This window comes from Kocuria sp. KH4 (genome assembly GCF_053711175.1).
In genome coordinates this window covers 33,671-53,341 of sequence record NZ_JBSJYX010000005.1, presented here as the reverse complement: position 1 = coordinate 53,341, position 19,671 = coordinate 33,671, and the positions used below count along the sequence as shown (strand labels likewise).

Genomic DNA, 19,671 nt, shown 5'->3' with positions numbered 1-19,671 from the left:
AACATCGGGAGAACGCCCTATTCGATCCCCATCCCCGGAGCCCTATGCCGGGCCCCGTCCGGTGCCCCGTCCCGGGTCCCCGTCCCGGCCGGTGGCCACCGCGTGCGCGACCGCCTCCGCACGGTTGTGCACCCCGAGCTTCATCAGGATCCGGCTCACGTGGTGCCCGGCGGTCTTCTGGCTGATCCCCAGCACCCGCGCGATGCGCGCGTTGGACATCCCGAGGGCGATCAGGTCCAGCACCTCGTGCTCGCGGGAGGTCAGCTCCCCGGCGCTGCGGGACCGCGGCGCCGTGCCGCCCCCGAGCTCGCGCAGGAGCCGGGCGGCGGCGTCCAGCTCCCGGGAAGCCCCGAGCTCCCGGAAGACGGCCTGGGCGGCCAGCGCCTCCTCCCGCGCCAGCTCGGGCGAGTCGTCCCGCACCGCGCGCGCCAGTTCGACCCGGGCCAGCCCGACGTCCAGCGGCATGGCCAGCACGCCGAAGGCACGCAGGGCCCGCCGGGCGGACTCCGCCGCGGCGGCGCGGTGCCCGGTGGCCAGGGCGAGCCGGGCCGCCGCCAGATCGGCGCGCGCGGCGCCGAGCCGCACCCCGGACTCCCCGGCGATGCCCTGGAGCTGCTCGACGGCGACTTCCGCCCCGGCGGGGTCCCCGGCCGCCAGACGGGCGTCGACGAGGACGGCCAGCAGCTGCGCGGTGCGCACCGCGTGCCCCTCCGTCTCGGACAGGCCCCGCTCGAGCAGGGCGACCGCCACCTGCGAGCGCCCGTCGGCGAGGTGCAGCAGGGCCAGGGCGCGCAGGGACGCGGGGTGCTCCTCGCGCCGGGCCAGCAGCTGCTCCGCCTCCCGCAGGCGCCCCTGGTGGATCCGCAGCTCCGCGAGGGAGGCGCGGGCGGGGACGCTCAGCTCCGGGATGGCGCGGGCGTGGGTGGCCAGCGCGGACGTCAGCGCCGCCTCGGCCTCGGCCCAGTGGCCCGTGGCGATCAGCACGTCGGCGTGGACGGTCCGGCACACCCCCAGCAGCGGCGCCGCGTGGTGGGTCCGGGCGAAGCCCTCCACCCGCTCGCACCACTCCACGACCCGCTCCCACTCCTCCGCCTCGGCGCAGGCCCCGACCAGGGTGCAGTAGGTCTCGCCCAGGGTGTGGACGTTGCGGATCCGGCCCGCCGTGGCCGCGACCATGGCCTCCTCGAGCAGCCGCAGGCCCGGTTCCCGGTGCCCGGCGGTCAGCTCCGCCTTGCCCAGCAGGCTCAGCGCGAGGATCTCGAGGTCCTCCGTCCCCGTGTCGCGGCCGATGCGCAGTGCGCGGGCGGCCTGCTCGGCCTGCTCCTCGACGGCCTCGGCCTGCTGCGCCCAGCCGATCGCCACCCAGCCGTGCCCAACGCCGGTGGGGGTGTCCTCGAGGATCCGCTCGGCCCGGGCGAGCCAGCCCCGGGCCGCGGACGGCCGGCCGGCGATCAGGTGCTGGTCGGACACCCAGGCCGCCACCCGGGCGGCGTCGTGGCAGCGGCGCTGGGCCGCGTAGCCCGTGACGGCGCGCTCGCGCCACTCGATGCCCTCCGCGATCCTGCCCTCGAACCACAGGGCCAGGCCCAGCCCCTCGGCGGCCGCCGCGTGCTCGGCGGAGCCGGCACCGTCCAGGACGCACTCGAAGGCCCGGCGCGCACCGGGCCAGTCGGCCCGTTCGAGCGCCTCCGCCCCCTCCTGGATCAGCCCGCCGGTCTGCGGCGACTCCATGCCAGCAGTATCCCACCGGGCCCGCCGCGGGGACAGGCGGACGGCGATCCGCTCACAGCAGAGGACCCGCCCGCCGATGCCGGGACGGACCTAGCATGGGTCCATGAGCGATGTGACTGAGCCCACACCGGCGTATTCCCCCGTCCCCGCACCGCGGGAGCGGACGGCGCCGCGAGCGCCCGTGGACCCGCTGTGGCGGTCCGTGCTCGGGATGTTCCTGCGCCGCCACCGCCTGGCGCAGGGGCTCACGCTGGCGCAGGTGGCGCGCACGTCCGGGGTGTCCACGCAGTACCTCTCCGAGATCGAGCGCGGGGTGAAGGACCCCTCCTCGGAGATCATCGCCGCGGTGGTGGGGGCCCTGGGGCTGAACCTGCTCGACCTCACGGCCGGCACCACCGGGGTGCTGCGGGACGCGGCCCCGGCCGCCCGGACCGCACCGGGCGGGCCGGTCGGCCTGGCCGGTCCCGTGGCCCTGGCCGTCTGAGCGCCCGCGGCGCCGCTCCCCGGCACCGCTCCCCCGGTGCTGCCCACCGAGGACCCCTCTCCCGGGCCCGCTGCCCCGGGTCAGCGGGCCCGGACCTCCCGCGGGGCCACCACCCGGTCCGCCCCACCGTAGGCCACCGCCTCCTCGGCGGTGAGCACGAGGTCCCGGTCGGTGTCCTCGCGGATCTGCTGCGGGGTGCGCCCCGTGTGCCGGGCCAGGACCTGCTCCAGCTGCGCGCGGGTGCGGGCGATCTCCTCGGCCTCGAGGATGAGGTCCGGGATGGCGCCCTGGCCCTGGGCGGCGGGCTGGTGCAGCACCACCCGGGCGTGCGGCAGCACCGAGCGGCGTCCCGGGGCGCCGGCGGCCAGCAGCACCGCGGCCGCCGAGGCGGCCTGGCCCACGCAGGTGGTCTCCACGGGGGCGCCCACGTACTGGACGGCGTCGTAGACGGCGAGCATCGCGGTGGTGGAGCCGCCCGGGGAGTTGATGTAGAAGCCGATCGGCTGCTCGGAGCCGTAGGAGTCGAGGTAGAGCAGCTGGGCGATCAGGACGTTGGCGACCCCGTCGTCGATCTCGGTGCCCAGGTAGACGATCCGCTCGGCCAGGAGCCGGCTGAAGACGTCCATGCTGCGCTCCCCGTGGGGCGTGCGCTCGACGACGTAGGGCACGGTGTAGGTGCTCATGACCCCACCCCCGCGGCGGCGGGCGAGGCGGGGGACGCGGCGGCGCGGGGCCGGACGTCGTCGAGCCCGGCGATGACCTTGTCCACGAACCCGTAGGCGAGGGCCTGCCCGGCGGTGAACCAGCGGTCGCGCTGGGAGTCGGCCGTGATCCGCTCGACCGGCTGGCCGGTGTGCTCGGCGATGAGCCCCAGCACGGTGTCCCGGGTGTGGCGCAGGTCCTCGGCCTGGATGGCGATGTCCCCGGCGGTGCCGCCGATCCCGGCCGAGCCCTGGTGCAGCAGGATCCGCGCGTGCGGCAGGGCGTAGCGCTTGCCCGGGGTGCCGGCCGAGAGCAGGAACTGCCCGGCGCTGCAGGCCAGCCCCATGGCGAGGGTGGAGACGTCGTTGGGGATGATCCGCATGACGTCCATGATCGCGAGCATCGCCGGGACGGAGCCGCCCGGGGAGTTGATCCACAGGCTGATGTCCCGGCGCGGGTCCTGGGCGGAGAGCAGCAGCAGCTGGGTGCACAGCCGGTTGCCGGTGGCCTGGTCCAGCTCGGCGCCCAGCACGATGATGCGCTGCTCCAGCAGCCGGGAGGCCAGTTCGTCGTCGATGGGGGTCCTGGGTGGTGCGGTGGTGGTGTTCATGGCTCCAGCGTGGACCCGCCCGGCAGCGGGCGGAACCCGGATCTGCTGTGCGCGGCTCCGCCCTGAGCGGCTCCGCCTGAAGCGGATTCACCCCGGTGCCGCGGCGTCCGGTCGCGGTCCTATGCTGGGCTCAGCCGGCGAGGTGCCGGCCCCGCGGAGGAACTGCCATGGACGAGCTGGACCGGATCGCCGCCGCCTTTCCGGAGCTGCGCTGGTCCCGGGCCCGGCGCATCACGGAGGGCTGGGACCACGTCGTCGTCGTCCTCGACGACGCCCGGGTGTTCCGCTTCCCGCTCGAGCCGCCCTACGCGGACGGGCTCGGCCGGGAGATCGCGGTCCTGGAGCATCTCGCCGGACATCTCGCCGAACGTGCCGCCGGCCGTGCGAGCCGGGGGCCCGGCGCCCAGCCGCCGGTGCGGATCCCGCGCTACGACCGGGTGGCGCCCAACGGCTCGTTCGCCGGCTATCCCCTCGTGCCGGGCCGGGCGCTGACGCCGCAGCTGCTGGCCGCCCTGCCGGCCGCCCAGCGGGGAACGCTGATCGGGCAGCTGGCGGGCTTCCTCTCCGCCCTGCACACCGCCCCGATCGCCGGGACGCCGCTGGAGCGGGTGCCGCCGTCCTGCCTGGCCGAGGACCAGCAGGAGATCCGCGCGGGGGCGGCGGCCCACCTGCCGGCCGTGCTGACCCCGGCGGAGCTGGCCGAGGTGGAGTTCGTCCTCGCCGACGTCGACGAGCTGCTGGCCGCCGACCTGCCGTCGGTGTTCACCCACAACGACGTCTACAGCCGGCACCTGCTCTGGGACGGGGCCGCCGGCCGGCTGGGGGTCATCGACTTCAGCGACATGTGCCTCGGGGACCCGGCGGTGGACTTCGCCGAGCTGCACGAGTACGGCGAGGCCTTCGTCGGCGCGGTCTACGAGCGCTACACCGGGCCGAAGGACCCCGGGTTCCTGGACCGGGCGTGGACCTACCAGCGCTGGGTCGGGGTGTACATGCTCACCGACCACTTCGCGGTCGGCAAGACCACCTGGTCGGTGGCGCGGGAGACCTTCGACCGCTGCCGCTCCCCGCGGCCGTGACTCCGGAGCCGCCCGGGTCACCCCTCCAGGGCCGGGCGCAGCACCGTGGAGGCCCACGCGCCGAGCCGGGTCGGCGTCGTCGTGAGGACGTCCCGGGGGTTCTCGGGGACGAAGCCGCGCTGCCCGCGGGACATGCCCAGCACCCCCTCCACCTGGGCGTCGGTGAGGCCCAGGCCCCGCAGCGCCGCGGCGACCTCGGCCTCGGCCGCCGTGCCGAAGCGGGCGTGGCCGGCCACCGGGTCGTCGTCGAGGCTCGGCGGGTCCACCCAGTACAGGGCCTCGGCGCCGGCCGTGGCCCGGAGCACCGCCTCGACGTCGCCCTGGTCCCCCTCCACCACCGTGCAGCGCGCCCGCACCGCGGGGTCCAGCCGGGCGGCGTCCCGGACCAGGAGCGTGGGCCGGGCCCCGGCCTGCAGCAGCAGCTGCACCACCCGGGAGCCGACGTGGCCGGTGGGCGTGGTGACCACGAGGCTCACGCCGGGCCCTCCCGCCGCGCGGCCGCACGGTTCCCCGCACCGCGGTCCCGGGCGCTGCGGTCCCGGACGCTGCGGTCCTCCGCGGCGGCCGGGTCGGCGACGGCGGCGGCGAGGGCCAGCAGGCCCGCGGAGACCTCCCGGACGACGTGCTCGGCCTCGGCCCAGGGCGGCTGGAAGCTGTGGGCGCACTCGATGGTGAAGCCCAGCACCCGGGTGCGGGACGGGTCGGCGAAGTGCCGGCTGTAGGCGTAGTCGTCGCCGGCCCCGGAGGTGGGGTAGAGCCCGCCGAAGGCCGGCACCACCGGGTACACGTCCCCCCGCACCTGCCGGATCGCCTCGCTCATCACCGCCCCGAGGGCCAGCTCCGCCTCCAGGTCCGCGGCCGGGAGGTACTCGCGGTAGGCGGTGTCGCCGGGGATCCCGCGCAGCGCGTCGTAGGCGGGGTTGCGGAAGCTCTGCCCGGGGTCCGCGGACTGGTGCTCGTCGCTGCCCCAGTTGTGCAGGATCACCGGCACGTAGCTGTGCACGTCCACCTGCCAGCGGATCCCCGGGACGGTGTCCAGCAGATGCACCACGTTGCGGGTCTCCGGCTCCGAGGCCGCCGCGGGGCCGCGGTAGACCTGGCGGGGGTCGCAGGGGTCGGCGGAGGTGGCCACGTCCGCGTCGGGGTGGAACGCCGCGGTGTGGTCCCAGAGGAAGTCGAAGTTGCGGTTGACGTCCACCCCGGTGCAGAGGCCGCCGGCCGGGTGCGGGCGGCGGTTCTTGCGCCACAGGGGCTCGGCGGTCTGGCTGTGGTGGCGCCCGTCCGGGTTGACGCACGCCACGACGTAGAGGGTGGTGCCCCGCAGCACCTGCTGGACCTGCTCGGCGGGCACCCGGTGGTCCCCGTACACCAGGCCCGTGCCGCGGGCGGCGGCCTCCAGCAGGTCCGCGGCCAGGGACACGAGCGCGTCCGGCGGCACCCACTCCCGGGCGTGCACCCCGCCCAGCAGCAGCACCCCGGGGCGCTGCGGGTCCGCCCCGAGGCGCAGGCACCGGACGAGCCGGCCCTCGTGGGTGCGGTGCGGCAGCTCGATGAGCTCCGTGAGGGCGGGGTACTCGGCGGCCAGGGACTGCAGGGCCGTCTCGATCTCGTCGACGTTGAGGTAGCTCATGGCGATCAGCCCTTTCCCCCCAGGCCCCGCACGGGGACCAGCCGTGTGCCGGGCACGGTGGCCCGTCCCGGTGCGGCGTCCTCTCGTGCGGCCTCCTGCAGTGCGGAGCCGCCGAGGAGGAACCGGTTGCCGGTGCCGACCTCGGCCTGGCGCTGCCGGCCCACGGCGGTGGCGTCCTCCCGGACCTCCACCCGCACCCGGGCGCCGGAACGGGTGCCGCGGGCGGCCTCGAGCCGGTCCTGCGGCAGGTAGGCGTCCACCACCCAACCCCCGGCCTCCGGCCGCGGGACGGCGCGGCAGCCCAGGTCCGCCCCGGTCTCCCGGGCGAAGGCGCGCAGCTCGCCCAGCTCGGCGCCGTGCACCTCCACGTGGATCAGGGCCGGCAGTGCGGCGCCGCCGCCCGGAACGTCCTCGCTCATGACATCTCCCTCGCCGGCGCAGGGAGCAGGGCCTCGGCCGCCTGCACGGCGGCCGCGGCGCTGACCCGCCCGTAGCCGTAGTCGTCGTCGTGCCCGGCGTCGTCGTAGGGGACGCCGCCGATCTTCGCCGCGGACTCCCGCAGGACCGCCCGCAGCTGCGCCCCGGTGAGACCCGGGTTGACCGCCAGCGCCAGGGCCGCGCAGCCCGCCGCGCACGGGGCCGCGAAGCTCGTGCCGGTGGCCACCCGGTAGCCGCCGTCGCCGCCGGTGCTCAGCACGTCCACGCCGGGCGCGATCAGCTCGACCTCCGGTCCCCGGGCCGCCTGGTCCTCGAGGTCGTCGTGGGTGGAGCGCACCACGGCCACCACGTCCGGGTGGGAGACCACCTCGTCCAGGAGCACGTCGACGTTGCGCCCGTTGCTGGCCGCCCAGAAGACCGCCATGCCCGCCTCGCCGCGGCCCCCGCGCGCGGCGGCGGCCAGCGCCAGGTCCAGCACGGTCGCCAGCTCCCACGCGGCGTCGTTGGGGCCCAGGCTGCAGACCAGGATGTCGGCCCCGGACCGCGGATCGGCCCCGGGGACCTCCGAGGACGGGTCGGCCGCGCAGGCCACCGCCCGCGCGAGGGTCGTCTGGTCGCCGACCTGGTCGGGCAGGCACGCCAGCAGCACCAGCCCGCACTCCGGGGCGGCCCCGGAGCCGCCCCGGCCGTTGCCCTGCCGGGCGCCGACCATCCCGGCGCAGAACGTCCCGTGGTCGCCGGACGGCATGCCGGCCGTGCCGGGCACGAACCGCGGCCTCCCGCCGGGTCCCGGACTGGGGTCGGTGAAATGCCCGGACGTGCCCAGCACCCCGTCCCGCAGGTCCTCGTGGGTGGCCAGGAAGCCGTTGTCGATCACGGCCACCCGCACGCCGGCCCCGCGGGTGCGCTCCCAGGAGGCCTCCGCGGCGACGTCCGCGCCCGGTGTGCCGCCGGTCTGGCCGGTGTTCGACCACTGCCACTGCTCCCGGTAGCGGGGATCGGCCGGGGCGGCCCGCCCGGGGACGTGCTCCTGGAAGCTGGGCTCGGCGAGGCTGACCCGGGGGTCGTCGTGCAGCGCCACGGAGGCGTCGAGGGCGTCCGGGTGGGCCGTGGCGTCCACCTCGAAGAGGTTCGGGGCGAAGCCCAGCCGCCCGACCTCGGCCAGCTCCAGCTCCGCCAGGACCGCGGCGGCGTCCTCCTCGGGGATCTCCTCCCGCAGCTGCACCACCAGGCGGCGGGTGACGATCCCGTAGCGGCCGTCCCGGCGCCGGACCAGCACCCCGGCCGCCGGGGCTGGCCCGTCCGCCGGCGGCTGCGCGAGGAGACGGGACGTGCCGGTCGTGGGGCGCACGAAGACCCAGCCGGCCCGGTGGAACGCCTCGAGGGAGTCCGCCGGCATCGCGAGGGCGGCGGGGTCGACCTCCGGGCCCAGCGCCTCCCACCGGACTCCCGCGGCGGAGGACTGCACCGGGGCGACGTCCTCGATCTGCTCCACGGTCCTCAGCCGACCGCGCTGGTAGTAGCTGCGTTCCATCGCGCTCCTCCCGGGATGCCGGCCCTCGGGCCGGGCGGCGGCGCCGGTCGTGGCCGTCCCGCCGCCGACGTCGCGCGCGCGTCGTCGTGGCACCCACCTAACCACTCCGGGGCCGCGGCCGCACCCGGTGCGGCGTCACAGTCCGCCCGCACCGGCCGGCTGGCGCCCCGGCGCGGAGCACGCGAGACTGCCATGACAGCGGCGCGCCCGGCGCCGCGGGGAAGGCGTGTTCCGTGGAGTGGGCTCAGCTGGTGGCCGTGGCGCTGGTGGTCGTGGAGTACGGGCTCAAGCTGGTGGCCGTCGGCACCGTGCCGGAGAACCGCCGCCCCTCCTCGTCCTCGGCGTGGCTGCTGCTGATCCTCTTCGTGCCGGTCGTGGGCTTCCCGCTGTACTGGCTGATCGGCAGCCCGTACCTGCGCGGGCGCCGGCACGAGGTGCAGACCCGGGTCAACCGGCTGCTGGCCGAGCACACCGGGCACCGGCCCACGGTGCCGCCGGGGGCGGACCCGTCCCCCGAGCTGGCGTCGGTGCTGCGGATGACCCGCCGGCTCTCGGGGATGCCGTGCGTCACCGGGACCGACGAGGGGCTGCTCGACGACGCGCCGCAGACCTACGCCGCCATGGCCGAGGCGGTCGCGGGCGCGCGGACCTACGTGCACGTGGAGTTCTACATCATGGCCTGGGACGGGACCACCGACCCGTTCTTCACCGCCCTGGCCCAGGCCGTGCGCCGCGGCGTGCGGGTGCGGCTGCTCATGGACCACCTCGGGTCACGGAGGTACCCGGGCTGGCGGGCGTTCCGCCGCCGGCTCACGGACGCGGGCATCGACTGGCACCTCATGATGCCGATCGCCCCCCTGCGCGGCCGGTGGCGGCGCCCGGACCTGCGCAACCACCGCAAGCTGCTGGTCGTCGACGGCGAGGTGGCCTTCCTCGGCTCGCACAACATGATCGACCCGGCCTACGGCAGCGCCCGCAACGCCCGCGCCGGGCGGCGGTGGAACGACCTGACCCTCCAGGTGCGCGGCGAGATCGTGCGGGCGGTCGAGGCGGTCTTCGCCACGGACTGGTACCTGGAGACCGGGCAGCGGCTGACGCCCGCCCAGCACGTCGTGGACGCGCCGTCCCTGGTGCCCGGCGGGCCGGCCCACGCGATGCAGCTGATCCCCTCGGGGCCGGGGTTCCCCTCCGAGCCGAACCTCCGGGTCTTCACCGCGCTGGTGCACCAGGCCACCGAGACGATCTCGCTCACCAGCCCGTACTTCGTGCCCGACGAGTCGCTGCTGGCCGCCATCACCACCGCCGCCTACCGCGGCGTGCGGATCGACCTGTTCGTCGGCGCGGAGGCCGACCAGTTCCTCGTCGGCCACGCCCAGCGCTCCTACTACCGCGCCCTGCTGGAGGCCGGGGTGCACATCCACCTCTACCCCGCCCCGGCGGTGCTGCACGCGAAGTACCTCACCGTCGACGACACCGTGGCCATGATCGGATCCTCCAACCTGGACTTCCGGTCCTTCGCCCTGGACTACGAGGTGATGCTGCTGGCCTTCGGCGGGGACCTGGTGGCCCGGCTGCAGGCCAACGACGCGCGGTACCGGGCGATCAGCCGGGAGCTGACCCTGCAGGAGTGGCGGGGCCAGCCCTGGCACCACCGCTACCTCGACAACGTGTGCCGGCTGGTCTCCGCCCTGATGTGACCCGGGCCGCCGCGGCTCAGCGCAGGCCCGCCACGGCGCGGCGGTACGCGCTCCGGGCGGCGGCGGAGGAGTCGACGCGCCAGTCGCGCTCCTTGCGCTCGTGGAACCAGATGACGGCACGGACGTCGCCCTGCCGGACGAGGTAGTCGAAGAGCCCGGTGATCCACTCGGCCTTGGACTGCCCGGGCGCCCGTCCCTCGGCGGACGCCGTCTCCGTGACCACGACCGGCAGCCGGGTGCCCAGGCCGCGCAGCTCCGCCAGACCGGGGCCGAGGAGCTCCTCGGGGGTGGTCCAGGACAGCGGGGGCTCTTCGGGCCCCCAGTTGTAGCCGTCGAGGCCGAGGACGTCGACCACGTCCGGGCCGGGGAAGCAGTCGGCGAGCCGTGCGCCGCCCGCGTCCGCGGAGGGGGCCGGGACGTTGGGCGCCCAGCACCAGCGCACGTTGTCGGCCCCGGCGGCGGTAAACATGCCGTGGACGTGGCGCCAGGCCCGGACGTACTGCTCGGCGGTGTTGCCCTGGACGCCGGCCGCCCACGGGTACCAGGTGCCGTTCATCTCGTGCGCGAAGCGCAGGACGACGTCGTGGCCCCACGCGGCCAGGGCCTGCGCCCAGGTGCTGATGCGGTGGTCGTGGTCCCCCGCGGCGAACCGGGACAGGGCGAAGGCCGGCTGCCGCGTCCCGTCCGCGGGCGCCGCGCCCTCGGGCGGGGCGTACCAGGGCTCCCAGGTCAGGACGGGGACGGCGCCCTGGGCCCGCACGGCGTCGAGGGCGTCCAGCGGCGGCGTCTCGTGGGACCAGTCCCGGAAGAGCAGCATCCACCGGGGCGCGGCACCGGTCATGGCGGTGAAGGCCGGTCCGTCCTGGGGCCCGTGCGGCAGGAAGACCCCGTGCTCCAGCGGGCGGACGCGGTGGTGGGGCGGCAGGCTCTCGACGGTGGTCCGGTCCGCGCAGGCCGTCACGAGGAGCGCCGTGAGCGCGGCCGTGAGCACGCAGCGCCGGTCCGGTGGGTGGATGTCCATGGTGGTCCGTGCCTGTCTCCTGCCGGGTCCTGCCGCCGCGGCCCCGGCCTGTTCCGGTGACGCGGCGGCATCAGCGGGCCTCGCTCCGCGCCGGCTCCTCCTGCGGGGCGAAGCCGTCGTAGCGCACGGCCTTGATGAGCACGCTCAGCAGCACGAGGTCGAACACCACCCAGGCGACGTTGACCAGCGTGCCGATCGGCTCGTTCAGCCCCAGGGCCAGGCGCGCGATGCCGACCACCGCCGCCGCGGCGAGCAGGCCCATGGCGATCAGCTGGGGCCGGATCAGGTGCCAGTCCCGGCTGTTGCCCTCCTTCACCTTCGGGGTGACGGCGAAGCCGAGGGGGCGGCCGAACCACACGTTGCGCGCGGCGGTGGTGCAGGCCTTGATCCAGGTGGGGAACATGGCCAGGCTGTACTGCTGTCCCCGCCAGGTCTTGGCGCCCCGCCCGGCCACCGCGAAGAGCACCTGGTTGATGAGCATGAACGGGATGAACCGGATGAAGAACTCCGTGCTGAGGCTGTCCACGGGCAGCACGCCGAACAGCAGGTAGATGATCGGCGCCGCGATGTAGATCACCGCGGTGAAGCCGGACAGGTAGCTCCACATGGTGGCGAAGTACATCAGGCGCTGGGTCCACTTCATGCCCCGCTTGGACAGCGGGTTCTCCCGCAGCAGCACCTGGATGGTGCCCTGCGCCCAGCGCAGGCGCTGCGTCAGCATGGTCTTGAGGTCCTCCGGGGCCAGGCCCAGCGCCAGGATCTCGTGGTGGTAGACGCTGCGCCAGCCCAGAGCGTGCATGCGCATGGAGGTGGCCATGTCCTCGGTCACCGAGATCGTCGCCAGCGGCATGACCGGCTGCGCCTCGTCCCCGCGCTCCACGGAGATGGCGTCGAGCACCGCCTGCACGGACTCCAGCGCCCCGAGCGGGGACCACTCCCGGGACGAGAGCTGCTCGACGGCGACCTCGACCTCCTCCGGGGTGAGGTGCCCGTGGCTGCCGTCCAGCCCCATCGCGGCGATCTCCGCCAGGTCCGCCTGGAGCGCGGAGACGTCCGCGGACACGAGCTCCTGGACGGCCCGGTCCACCGTGCGCCGCAGGTCGTAGGTGATCTCGCTGTAGGAGCGCCCGGACTTCAGCTCCGCGCGGGCCCGGTTGGTGGCCTGCTCCACCTCGTCGAGCAGGCGGCCGACCATCGGGTCGGACGCCTGCGCGGACCGGCGCGCCTTGCGCACCGCGGAGCGCGAACCCTTGAGCGCGGTGCGGATGTTGCGCTCGACCTCCTGCACGTAGCCGACCAGGCCCAGCTGCATCAGCGCCTCGCGGCGCAGGATCGCGTTGGAGCCGCAGAAGAAGGCCGCGTTCCAGCCGTCCTTGCCCTGCTGGAGCGGACCGTAGAACAGGGGCGCCTGGCTGCCCAGCGGGTCGTCCTCGGGGACGTTGACGAACCACTGCGGGGTCTGGACCAGGCTGACCTTGCGGTTGTTGAAGTAGCCCAGGGTCCGGTCGAGGATCTCCGGCTTCGGGATCTGGTCGGCGTCGAGGATGAGCATGAACTCGCCCTGGGTGAGCATCAGGGCGTTGTTGAGGTTGCCCGCCTTCGCGTGGCGGGGCCGGTCCGCCCAGTCCGCGCTGCGGGTGAGGTAGCCGATGCCGTGGGACTCGGCCAGCTCCCGCAGCTCCTCGCGCGCCCCGTCGTCGAGGATCCACGTGGCGTGGGGATAGCGGATGCGCTGGGCGGCCAGGGCGGTGTCCATGACCATGTCCAGCGGCTCGTTGTAGGTGGTGATGAAGACGTCCACGGTCATCCCGGGCGGGGCCTCCGGGGGCGTGCGCTCCTTGATCCGCCACATCGTCAGGCCGAACAGCATCACGTCGATCAGGCTGTAGGTCTCGGCCACCACCAGCGGCACGGCGATCCACCACGCCGACCAGTTCAGCGACTCCAGCCAGCGCCACGTCACGTAGTTCACGCCGAGGAGGACGGTCAGCAGGACCAGCAGGCGAATCCAGAAACGGTGCACATCATCTCCCGGGGGTGTCCTGCGGGACGGAACTCCGCCCGCGGAGACCCAGCTTAGTGCGCGGCGCGGCGGGACGGGCCGACCCCGGCCCGCTCGGCCCGGCGTGCGGCCGGCGACCGCCTGCTCGATACTGGGAGCACAGTGTCGTGGGCGGGCAGCGCCGGAGGAGAGGAGCACGCATGAAGTTCACCGTGGAGCACGTAGGGGGCTGCGCCGTGATCTCCGGCACCGGCCGGCTGAACATGGTGCAGGCGCCGAGGCTGCGCGAGGTGGTGGCCGAGGTGGTCGGCGCGGGCCACCACCACGTGGTGATCGACATGGCGGGGGTGGAGTTCGTGGACTCCACCGGTCTCGGCGCCCTGGTCGGCTGCCTCAAACTGGCCCGGCAGGCCGGCGGCGACCTGCGCATCGCCGCCGTGAACGACCAGGTGCGCATGCTGCTGAAGCTGACCGGCATGGACCGGGTGCTCACCCCCTACGGCTCGCCCCGGGACGCCTGTCCCGAGGCCTGAGCCCCCGGTCCGGCTCAGCCGACCCGGCGCAGGGCCAGGACGGTCGTGTCGTCCTCGGCCACGGCGGAGTCGGCGTAGTCGTTGCACAGCACCACGAGCTCCTCGGCGGTCGCGGCCAGCGAGTTCAGCGCCGCCGCGGTGGCGACGGCCTCGTGGAGGTCGGCGAAGAAGTCCAGGAACCCGTCGGAGACCACCAGCAGGGTCTCCCCCGGCGCCAGGGCATCGGTGTGCAGGTCCCAGGTCCAGTCCGGCAGCACGCCCAGGGGCGGTCCGGAGGAGGCCAGCCGGCGCCAGGTCCCGTCGGGGCGCAGGACCAGGGCCAGGCCGTGCCCGGCGTCGATGTACTCGAGGGCGCCGCTGCCGGTGTCCAGCCGGGCGATGAACGTGGTGATGAACGCCCCGGCCTCCTCCAGCAGCGGGGTCAGCGCGCCGGCGGCGCGGGCCATCGCCTCGGGAGCGGCGTTGTACTGGAACGTGCCGCGCAGCACCGCGCGCGCCGAGGCCGCCAGCAGGGCCGCGGGGATGCCCTTGCCCATCACGTCGGCCACCATGAGCTGCAGCTGGCCGTCGCGCAGCATCCAGTCGTAGAAGTCGCCGCCCAGCGACCTGGCCGGCAGGCACCGCCCGGCCACCTGGACCTCCGGGGTGGTGAGGGCGGTGCGGGGCATCAGCATCTGCTGCACCTGCTCGGCCCGCTCCATCTCCCGGGCCGCGGCCAGCTCGCGCTCCACCCACGCGGCCAGCTCGCCCAGCAGCCGCCGCTCCCGCTCGTCCAGCTCCCGCGGGTGGTCGTCCACCAGGCACAGCGACCCCACCGGCTCCCCGCCCGGGGCGTGCAGCGGGTGCCCGGCGTAGAACCGCACCGGGTCCGGGTCCGTGATGAAGGAGCTGCCCCGGAACCGCTCCTCGATCACGGCGTCCGGCACCACCAGCACCTCGTCGGCCTCCACGGTGCGGGCGCACAGCGAGTCGGTGCGCGTGGCGTGGACCAGCCCGTCCAGGCCGGCCTCGGCCTTGGTGAACTGCCGGTCGGCGTCGATCAGGTTCACCGCGGCCGCCTTCACCCCGAAGACCTGCTGGGCGATGCGCACCACCCGGTCGTAGCGCTCCTCCCGGGGGGTGTCGAGGACGTGCAGCGCGTGCAGGGCCCGGACCCGGGCCGCTTCCTCCGGTGTCTCCGCGTCGATGGTCATGCCCTCTACGCTACCGATCCGGTGCGCCCGGGGCACCGTCCGGCGACGCCCGGTGACGCACCGCCGGATCGCCGCCCGCGGCCGGGGCCGCCGGTCACGCCGCCGGTGTCCGCTCGGCGTAGCGGCGCTCCCACGCGATCACGGCGTCGGTGGCCTCGAAGAGCTCCTCCGCCATCTGCTGGAGCACCGCGTCCTCCTGGCGGTAGGGGTCGATCACGTCGTTGCGCTCGGGGTGGCGCACCGGCACGCGCTGGCGCAGCCGGGGCGCCTGCTGCACCAGCCACGCCCAGCGCTGACCGCGGTCGGCCGGGACGGCGGCGTCGAGCTCCGGGTCGGTGGAGAGGTACTGCAGGATCCGGGCGAACTCCCGGAGGGTGAAGACCCGCTTGAGCAGCCGCGGCGACTGCTGGAGCACGAGCTGGGTGTGCTCCCGGGCCATGACCAGCACCAGGTCCACGTCCCGCAGGATCTCGGGGGTGACCTGCCGGGCCCGGTGCTCGGCGGCGGCGTCGAGGCCGCGGTCGTGGGCCAGCCGGCCCACCCGCTCCTCGAAGCCCTGGTCCACCAGCGCGTGCATCCCGGCGCTGGTCACCGTGAACCCGCCCGGGGAGACGCCGTTGAGGCCGTGGTCGAGCTCCACCGCCGCCATGGGCGAGCGGCAGACGTTGCCCGTGCAGACCGTCAGGATGCGCGTGGGGGGCATGGTTCTCCTCCGGGGGGCGAGTCCGGTTCATCGTATCCGGCGGAGCGGCTCCTCCCCGATCGGCATGCTGAGCAGGTGGTAGCTGAGTGCCTTGCCGTGGCCGTCCAGCACCGGCGAGCCGGTGACGCCGCCGCCGAGGGCCCCGGGGAGGGTGAACACCAGGGCGTGCAGCCCGGGCAGGAGCCGGCGGACCACCGGGCCCGTCAGGGCGAGGGCGTAATGGCCGGCCACCGCCTCGGCCGTCAGCCGCTCCTCGAGCAGGTGGTAGGCGGACGCGTCCCGGGCCCGGACGGCGAGGATGAGGGTGTCCCCCTTGTCCCCGGTCCGGACGTCGGCGCAGTCGTCGACGGTGCTCATTCAGGCCTCCTCGATGCTCACGCGCGGACGGACGAGACCGCGGGGCAGGGTGCAGGATCGGATCGCCAGCACCTCCTGCAGGTGGCGGCGGGCGCCGCCGCCGGCCGCGGGCCCGTTCGTGTACAGGGACTCGACCTCCCAGCCCACGGCCTCGGCCGCGGTCCGGTCCGGGACCCGGGCCGCCACCCGCAGCCGGACCTCCACCGGGTCCCGGTCTCCGGCCAGCCCCCGGAAGGCGGCCCCGGCGCCGATCAGCTCGACCAGCACGCTGTCCGGGACGAGTCCGTGGACGTCGACGAGGCGGGTCCGGACGATGTCCGCGGCCAGCTCGGCCCGTTCGCGCGCGCGGGGGCCGGCGTAGCTGATCTGCCCCTCGCCCAGCCAGCCACCGCGGAAGCCGAGGGTGACCTTGAGCTCCTCGGGCCGGGCCGCACCGGCGCCGCCGGTGACCTGCACGCGGTCCGGGCCGAGCCGGCGCGGCGTGACCCCGGAGAAGTCGGCGACGACGTCCGGGGTGACGTAGGCGGAGGGGTCCCCCACCTCGTACAGCAGCTGCTCGGTGACCGTGCGGGTGTCCAGCAGCCCGCCGGTCCCGGGGAGCTTGGCGAGCACCGCCGCGCCGTCGTCGGCCACGTCGGCGAACGGGAAGCCCAGCCGGGCGAGGCCCTCCACCGGCTTGGTGAGCGGGTCGGCGAAGTAGCCGCCGGTGAGCTGCCCGGCGCACTCCAGCAGGTGTCCCACCACGGTGCCCTGCCCCAGCAGCGCCGGATCCCCGGCCAGGTCCCAGCCGTGCTCGTGCGCGATCGGCCCCAGGTACAGGGCCGGGTCGGCCAGCCGTCCGGCGACGACCACGTCGGCGCCCTCCGCGAGCGCCTCGGCCACGGGCGCCGCGCCGAGGTAGGCGTTGGCGGAGACCAGCTCGGCTGTCTCCGCCGAGAGCGGGCGGCCGGTCTCCCACAGCACCGGGTCCGCGCGGCGGACGGCGTCCAGCACGTCGTCGCCGGTGACCACGCCGACCCGGGTGCCGGTGAGCCCGTGCGCCCGGGCGACGTCGACGGCGAGCAGGCCCGCGGCCACCGGGTCCGCCGCCCCGCCGTTGGTGACGATCGTGGTGCCGTGCCGCCGGCAGGCCGGGAGGGTGGCCTCCAGCCGGCGGCGCAGCAGCGGGTCGTACCCCTGGCCCGAGCCGGTGAGGCGCCGGGCGTTGGCGGCGGCGATGGTGCGCTCGCCGAGGACCTCGAAGACCAGGTAGTCGAGCTCGGCCGAGCGGGCGAGCTCCGCGGCGGGGTCGATGCGGTCCCCGGCGAAGCCGGCACCGGCGCCGAGCCGGATCGTGCGGCTCATCCGGCGGCTCCCAGGGCGACGGCCCCGGTCACGAGGGCCACGGCGAGCATGACGATGCTCACCAGCCAGGCCCAGCCGAACAGGGCGCGGATGTGCTTGCCGATGTCCACCCCGGCCAGACCCACGAGGAGGTAGAACGACCCGGTCAGCGGGCTGATCGGGAAGCCGACGGTCTCCTGGCCGAGCAGGGAGGCCTGGGCGATCTCCACCCCGGACACCCCGTACTGCTCACCCAGGGCGCTGAGCACCGGCAGGACGCCGAAGTAGTAGGCGTCGGGGCCGAACAGCAGACTCAGCGGCACGCCGAGCACCCCGGCGATCACCGGCAGTCCCGGAGCGGCCGAAGCGGGGATCACCGACGTCGCCGCGTCGGCCATCGCCGTGATCATCCCGGAGCCCTCGAGGATCCCGAGGAAGGCCCCGGCGGCCAGCAGCGTGGTGGCCATGAGCATGGCCCCCGTGGCGTGCGCCTCGATGCGGGCGGTCTGGCGCTTCAGACCCGGATAGTTGACCACCAGGGCCACCACGACCCCGGTCAGGAAGATCAGCTCGGGCGGGGCGAGGCCGGCGATCAGCGCCGCCAGCACCGCGACCGTCAGCACCGCGTTGAACCACAGCAGGCGAGGTCGGCGCAGGGACCGCTCCTCCTCGGACAGCTCATCGACGGAGGGACGCTCGGCGAGCCCGGTCGCCGTGGCGGCCTGCCCGGACGCCGGTGCGGTCGGTGTGCTCGAGGCGCCGGCGGCGGTGACCGTCGGCGTTCCGGCCGGACCGTCCGCCTCCGGCGTCCGGTCGGTCCCGGTGGAGGTGCCCGCTGCGCGGCGTGCGCCGTCCGGGGCCGAGGTCCCCGTGCGACCGATCCGCCGGGACTCCCGGGCCCCCAGGAACCAGGCGATGGCCAGGGCCGCGACGATGCCGGCGAGCTGGGCCGGGATCAGCGGCACCCACAGGTCGTTGGCCGGAACTCCGGAGGTCGCCGCGGCCCGGGCCGTGGGCCCGCCCCACGGGAGCAGGTTCATGGTGCCCGCGCCGAGTCCCACGCACACGCTCAGCGTCAGCCGGCTCATGCCCAGCCGGTCGAACAGCGGGATCATGGCCGGGATGGTGATGAGGAAGGTCGTGGCCCCGGCGCCGTCCAGGTGGGCGGCCATCGCCAGCGCCGTGGTGGCCAGGCAGACGGTGACCGGGGCGTTGCCGGCCCACCGGACGATGCGCCGGATGACGGGGTCGAACAGTCCGGCGTCCCGCATCACCCCGAAGTAGGTGATGGCGAAGACGAACATCACGGTGACCCCGACCACCCCGCCCAGCCCGTCCGCGACGAACTCACCGATCTCGGCCGGGGAGAACCCGGCGACCAGGGCGAAGACGATCGGCACGCCGGCCAGCGCCACGACGGCCGCCACCCGGTTGGAGAGCAGCAGCGCCAGGATCACCCCGATGGTGAGAAAACCTGTCCACGCGAGCATGAAGAGCTCCTTTCCTCGAGCTCCACCCAGTGTGAGGCGGCTCACTTTATGCAGTCCAACATCATCCGGCGATAGACTCATGCGGCATGAGCATGAATCTGGGCGTCCACCACCTCCGCGCCATCGTGGCCGTGGCGGACACGCTCAGCTTCACCCTGGCCGCCGAGCGCCTGGGGGTCGCCCAGTCCTCCCTGAGCCGCACGGTCCTCGAGGCCGAGCGCCGTCTCCGGACCCCCCTGTTCCAGCGCAGCACCCGGCGGGTGCTGCCCACCCCTGACGGCGAGGCGGTCGCCGCGGTCGCGCGCGGCGTGATCGAGCACGTGGACGCGGGGCTCCAGCACATCGAGGGCTACCTGGCGGGAACACGGGGCAGCGTCACGGTCGCCACGCTGCCCTCGCTGGCCGCCACGCTGCTCCCCCCGGTCATCCGGCGCTACCAGCAGCTGCACCCGGAGGTGGTCCTGCACGTCGAGGACCATCTCAGCGACCAGGTCGCCCAGCACCTGCAGGACGGCCGGGCCGACCTGGCCGTCACCACCGACCCCGAGGCCCGGGAGGACTACGTCGTCCGCCCCCTCGCGGAGGACAGCTTCTTCCTGGCGGTGTCTCCCTCCCACCCGCACGCCGGGGCGCCGAGCGTGGCCTGGACCGACCTGCAGGCCGAGCCCCTGATCGCGTTCGGCTCCGCCTCGAGCATCCAGCAGGCGGTCCTGCGGGCCCTGCGGGACGCCGGCGTCTCCCCCGCCACGATCGTGCGCGCCCAGAACGTCGCCGCCGTGGCCGGCCTGGCCGCCTCCGGGCTGGGCGTGGCTCCCGTTCCGGGCTTCGTCCTGCCCCTCATGCGCTTCGCCGGCCTGCACTTCGTGCCGCTGGTCCCCGAGCGCTCCCGCACCATCGCCCTGGTCCGCCACCGCGACCGCCCGCTCTCCCCGGCCGTCAGGGCGTGGCTCGACGTCGTCGACCTGCACCTGCAGGAGGATCCGCAGGAACTGCCCGGGGTGCGCTGGATCCGCCCCGGCGGCCGCTGACCGCCGCCGGGGACCGCCGCCCGTCCGACGGCACCTCCGGGTGCCGGAAGGTGTGTAACACGCGGCGCCGTTATTGATTATTTATGCAAACGCGCCTTTATACTCGTCGTGGCTCC

The 19,671-nt window shown here is 75.1% G+C and carries 19 protein-coding genes; 5 read left to right on the top strand and 14 right to left on the bottom strand.

The window, feature by feature from the left end; genetic code table 11:
- Positions 1-42 precede the first annotated feature (42 nt).
- Positions 43-1,731, bottom strand: coding sequence for a LuxR C-terminal-related transcriptional regulator (locus tag ACWCOM_RS05600; RefSeq protein ID WP_454547751.1), 1,689 nt, complete (start codon positions 1,729-1,731; stop codon positions 43-45).
- 103 nt (positions 1,732-1,834) lie between these two features.
- On the opposite strand from ACWCOM_RS05600, the gene ACWCOM_RS05595 reads away from it, so the two are divergent.
- Positions 1,835-2,215, top strand: a complete 381-nt coding sequence (locus ACWCOM_RS05595) for a helix-turn-helix domain-containing protein (RefSeq protein ID WP_454547750.1) — start codon at positions 1,835-1,837, stop codon at positions 2,213-2,215.
- 80 nt (positions 2,216-2,295) lie between these two features.
- Here the strand turns inward: ACWCOM_RS05595 and ACWCOM_RS05590 are convergent, their stop codons facing one another.
- Positions 2,296-2,898, bottom strand: coding sequence for a ClpP family protease (locus ACWCOM_RS05590; protein WP_454547749.1), 603 nt, complete (start codon positions 2,896-2,898; stop codon positions 2,296-2,298).
- Positions 2,895-3,527: a ClpP family protease gene (locus ACWCOM_RS05585; RefSeq protein WP_454547748.1), complete on the bottom strand. Its 633-nt coding sequence runs from the start codon at positions 3,525-3,527 to the stop codon at positions 2,895-2,897. The genes ACWCOM_RS05590 and ACWCOM_RS05585 overlap by 4 nt, the downstream gene beginning before the upstream one ends.
- Positions 3,528-3,694: 167 nt before the next feature.
- On the opposite strand from ACWCOM_RS05585, the gene ACWCOM_RS05580 reads away from it, so the two are divergent.
- Positions 3,695-4,606, top strand: coding sequence for a phosphotransferase family protein (locus tag ACWCOM_RS05580; RefSeq protein ID WP_454547747.1), 912 nt, complete (start codon positions 3,695-3,697; stop codon positions 4,604-4,606).
- 17 nt (positions 4,607-4,623) lie between these two features.
- Here ACWCOM_RS05580 and ACWCOM_RS05575 read toward each other — a convergent pair whose 3' ends face one another.
- Genes ACWCOM_RS05575 through ACWCOM_RS05560 form a run of 4 tightly spaced genes read right to left on the bottom strand, consistent with a single transcriptional unit; the run spans position 4,624 to position 8,208 of the window.
- Entirely contained in the window at positions 4,624-5,082 is a 459-nt protein-coding gene (locus tag ACWCOM_RS05575; RefSeq protein ID WP_454547746.1) for an NAD(P)H-binding protein, read from the bottom strand.
- A complete protein-coding gene (locus tag ACWCOM_RS05570) occupies positions 5,079-6,236 on the bottom strand; it encodes a M14 family metallopeptidase (protein ID WP_454547745.1) in 1,158 nt (385 codons plus the stop codon). Before ACWCOM_RS05570 ends, ACWCOM_RS05575 begins: the two co-directional genes overlap by 4 nt.
- A 5-nt stretch (positions 6,237-6,241) precedes the next feature.
- Positions 6,242-6,655, bottom strand: a complete 414-nt coding sequence (locus ACWCOM_RS05565; protein ID WP_454547744.1) for a hypothetical protein — start codon at positions 6,653-6,655, stop codon at positions 6,242-6,244.
- Positions 6,652-8,208, bottom strand: coding sequence for a S8 family peptidase (locus tag ACWCOM_RS05560; RefSeq protein ID WP_454547743.1), 1,557 nt, complete (start codon positions 8,206-8,208; stop codon positions 6,652-6,654). The genes ACWCOM_RS05565 and ACWCOM_RS05560 overlap by 4 nt, the downstream gene beginning before the upstream one ends.
- A gap of 233 nt (positions 8,209-8,441) precedes the next feature.
- Here ACWCOM_RS05560 and cls point away from each other — a divergent pair, with 233 nt between their 5' ends.
- Positions 8,442-9,905 (top strand): cardiolipin synthase, encoded by a 1,464-nt coding sequence (gene cls / locus ACWCOM_RS05555; protein WP_454547742.1) that lies wholly within the window; start codon positions 8,442-8,444, stop codon positions 9,903-9,905.
- 16 nt (positions 9,906-9,921) lie between these two features.
- Here cls and ACWCOM_RS05550 read toward each other — a convergent pair whose 3' ends face one another.
- Positions 9,922-10,926, bottom strand: coding sequence for a glycoside hydrolase family 26 protein (locus ACWCOM_RS05550; RefSeq protein WP_454547741.1), 1,005 nt, complete (start codon positions 10,924-10,926; stop codon positions 9,922-9,924).
- A gap of 70 nt (positions 10,927-10,996) precedes the next feature.
- Complete coding sequence (locus ACWCOM_RS05545; RefSeq protein WP_454547740.1) at positions 10,997-12,949, bottom strand: glycosyltransferase; 1,953 nt, start codon at positions 12,947-12,949, stop codon at positions 10,997-10,999.
- A 179-nt stretch (positions 12,950-13,128) separates the two neighbouring features.
- On the opposite strand from ACWCOM_RS05545, the gene ACWCOM_RS05540 reads away from it, so the two are divergent.
- Positions 13,129-13,461, top strand: coding sequence for an STAS domain-containing protein (locus ACWCOM_RS05540; RefSeq protein ID WP_454547739.1), 333 nt, complete (start codon positions 13,129-13,131; stop codon positions 13,459-13,461).
- Between the two features lie 14 nt (positions 13,462-13,475).
- Here the strand turns inward: ACWCOM_RS05540 and ACWCOM_RS05535 are convergent, their stop codons facing one another.
- The 5 genes from ACWCOM_RS05535 to ACWCOM_RS05515 all read right to left on the bottom strand — a co-directional run bounded on the left by ACWCOM_RS05535 (position 13,476) and on the right by ACWCOM_RS05515 (position 18,527).
- Entirely contained in the window at positions 13,476-14,654 is a 1,179-nt protein-coding gene (locus ACWCOM_RS05535) for a PP2C family protein-serine/threonine phosphatase (RefSeq protein WP_454547738.1), read from the bottom strand.
- 94 nt (positions 14,655-14,748) lie between these two features.
- Positions 14,749-15,357, bottom strand: a complete 609-nt coding sequence (locus ACWCOM_RS05530; protein ID WP_454547737.1) for an arsenate reductase/protein-tyrosine-phosphatase family protein — start codon at positions 15,355-15,357, stop codon at positions 14,749-14,751.
- A 27-nt stretch (positions 15,358-15,384) separates the two neighbouring features.
- On the bottom strand, positions 15,385-15,714 hold the full coding sequence (locus ACWCOM_RS05525; protein ID WP_454547736.1) for an AtuA-related protein: 330 nt from the start codon (positions 15,712-15,714) through the stop codon (positions 15,385-15,387).
- Positions 15,715-17,058, bottom strand: coding sequence for an acyclic terpene utilization AtuA family protein (locus ACWCOM_RS05520; RefSeq protein WP_454547735.1), 1,344 nt, complete (start codon positions 17,056-17,058; stop codon positions 15,715-15,717).
- Positions 17,055-18,527 carry a CitMHS family transporter gene (locus tag ACWCOM_RS05515; RefSeq protein ID WP_454547734.1) on the bottom strand — a complete coding sequence of 491 codons (1,473 nt, stop codon included), beginning with the start codon at positions 18,525-18,527 and terminating at the stop codon, positions 17,055-17,057. Before ACWCOM_RS05515 ends, ACWCOM_RS05520 begins: the two co-directional genes overlap by 4 nt.
- Positions 18,528-18,613: 86 nt before the next feature.
- On the opposite strand from ACWCOM_RS05515, the gene ACWCOM_RS05510 reads away from it, so the two are divergent.
- A complete protein-coding gene (locus ACWCOM_RS05510) occupies positions 18,614-19,555 on the top strand; it encodes a LysR family transcriptional regulator (protein ID WP_454547733.1) in 942 nt (313 codons plus the stop codon).
- Positions 19,556-19,671: the final 116 nt, after the last annotated feature.

Excerpts from the sequence above, each read along its gene's own strand:
- ACWCOM_RS05535 (WP_454547738.1), bottom strand. The coding sequence starts at position 14,654 with ATGACCATCGACGCGGAGACACCGGAGGAAGCGGCCCGGGTCCGGGCC.
- ACWCOM_RS05510 (WP_454547733.1), top strand. The coding sequence starts at position 18,614 with ATGAGCATGAATCTGGGCGTCCACCACCTCCGCGCCATCGTGGCCGTG.
- ACWCOM_RS05550 (WP_454547741.1), bottom strand. The coding sequence starts at position 10,926 with ATGGACATCCACCCACCGGACCGGCGCTGCGTGCTCACGGCCGCGCTC.
- ACWCOM_RS05540 (WP_454547739.1), top strand. The coding sequence starts at position 13,129 with ATGAAGTTCACCGTGGAGCACGTAGGGGGCTGCGCCGTGATCTCCGGC.
- ACWCOM_RS05590 (WP_454547749.1), bottom strand. The coding sequence starts at position 2,898 with ATGAGCACCTACACCGTGCCCTACGTCGTCGAGCGCACGCCCCACGGG.
- ACWCOM_RS05580 (WP_454547747.1), top strand. The coding sequence starts at position 3,695 with ATGGACGAGCTGGACCGGATCGCCGCCGCCTTTCCGGAGCTGCGCTGG.
- ACWCOM_RS05565 (WP_454547744.1), bottom strand. The coding sequence starts at position 6,655 with ATGAGCGAGGACGTTCCGGGCGGCGGCGCCGCACTGCCGGCCCTGATC.
- ACWCOM_RS05520 (WP_454547735.1), bottom strand. The coding sequence starts at position 17,058 with ATGAGCCGCACGATCCGGCTCGGCGCCGGTGCCGGCTTCGCCGGGGAC.
- ACWCOM_RS05560 (WP_454547743.1), bottom strand. The coding sequence starts at position 8,208 with ATGGAACGCAGCTACTACCAGCGCGGTCGGCTGAGGACCGTGGAGCAG.
- ACWCOM_RS05600 (WP_454547751.1), bottom strand. The coding sequence starts at position 1,731 with ATGGAGTCGCCGCAGACCGGCGGGCTGATCCAGGAGGGGGCGGAGGCG.
- ACWCOM_RS05570 (WP_454547745.1), bottom strand. The coding sequence starts at position 6,236 with ATGAGCTACCTCAACGTCGACGAGATCGAGACGGCCCTGCAGTCCCTG.
- ACWCOM_RS05595 (WP_454547750.1), top strand. The coding sequence starts at position 1,835 with ATGAGCGATGTGACTGAGCCCACACCGGCGTATTCCCCCGTCCCCGCA.
- ACWCOM_RS05515 (WP_454547734.1), bottom strand. The coding sequence starts at position 18,527 with ATGCTCGCGTGGACAGGTTTTCTCACCATCGGGGTGATCCTGGCGCTG.
- ACWCOM_RS05530 (WP_454547737.1), bottom strand. The coding sequence starts at position 15,357 with ATGCCCCCCACGCGCATCCTGACGGTCTGCACGGGCAACGTCTGCCGC.
- ACWCOM_RS05525 (WP_454547736.1), bottom strand. The coding sequence starts at position 15,714 with ATGAGCACCGTCGACGACTGCGCCGACGTCCGGACCGGGGACAAGGGG.
- ACWCOM_RS05585 (WP_454547748.1), bottom strand. The coding sequence starts at position 3,527 with ATGAACACCACCACCGCACCACCCAGGACCCCCATCGACGACGAACTG.